At 52.6% G+C, this 1145-nt stretch carries 2 tRNA genes and 2 rRNA genes; all 4 read left to right on the top strand.

What is annotated here, in order from left to right:
• A 16S ribosomal RNA gene (locus ACUN9V_RS19895) occupies positions 1-114 on the top strand; the annotation flags it as partial.
• A 67-nt stretch (positions 115-181) separates the two neighbouring features.
• Positions 182-258: transfer RNA gene (locus ACUN9V_RS19900), tRNA-Ile, on the top strand.
• A 91-nt stretch (positions 259-349) separates the two neighbouring features.
• A tRNA-Ala gene (locus ACUN9V_RS19905) sits at positions 350-425 on the top strand.
• 273 nt (positions 426-698) lie between these two features.
• Positions 699-1145, top strand: a 23S ribosomal RNA gene (locus ACUN9V_RS19910); the annotation flags it as partial.

Here is a 1145-nt window from a genome sequence, read left to right on the forward strand (position 1 = left end):
CCAGAAGTGGTTAGCTTAACCTTCGGGAGAGCGATCACCACGGTGTGGTTCATGACTGGGGTGAAGTCGTAACAAGGTAGCCGTAGGGGAACCTGCGGCTGGATCACCTCCTTAAACGACCAGCTTAACGCGGTTCAAGCGTCCACAATCAATTACCTGATCGGCCAGAGCAAGACTGTTTGGGTCTGTAGCTCAGTTGGTTAGAGCGCACCCCTGATAAGGGTGAGGTCGGCAGTTCGAGTCTGCCCAGACCCACCAAATTTTGCCGAATACGGCGTTGCTTTTTTCCTCGTGTAGCAGGCTACACGTCGGTCAAAAGCGCCTTGTCTCCGACAAAATTGCATTTATCGGGGCCTTAGCTCAGCTGGGAGAGCGCCTGCCTTGCACGCAGGAGGTCAGCGGTTCGATCCCGCTAGGCTCCACCACTTCACCCAAGTGGTACGAAGCTCAGCTAAGCTCTTCGTCATACCCAACAGTCACAATACTGAAGTCCACAGTCACAAGCCATGCGGTTTGATCAATTCATTACCTGATCAGATTAAGCTCGGTTTGTGACTGTCGATTGACAGTCGCTCTTTAACAATTTGGATCATGCTGACAGTTCTTCTCTTCGGAGAAGAACGAAACGAGATACGTCTCAAGCGTATCCGGCAATTGTCGAATGATTTAATCACTGACCAGACCCTTTCGGGTTATATGGTCAAGCGATTAAGCGCACACGGTGGATGCCTTGGCAGCCAGAGGCGATGAAGGACGTTGTAGCCTGCGATAAGGTTCGGTGAGGTGGCAAACAACCTGCGACCCGGACATTTCCGAATGGGGAAACCCACCCAGCATAAGCTGGGTATCCCACACTGAATCCATAGGTGTTGGGAAGCGAACCCGGAGAACTGAAACATCTAAGTACCCGGAGGAAAAGAAATCAACCGAGATTCCCCTAGTAGCGGCGAGCGAACGGGGAGTAGCCCTTAAGCATGTGACTGGTTAGACGAACGTGCCTGGAAAGGCCGGCCGTAGCGGGTGATAGCCCCGTAGTCGAAAACCTGAATGTGTGAAATCGAGTAGGTCGGGGCACGTGAAACCCTGACTGAACATGGGGGGACCATCCTCCAAGGCTAAATACTCCTGGCTGACCGATAGTGAAC

Source organism: Salinicola sp. V024 (assembly GCF_052645315.1).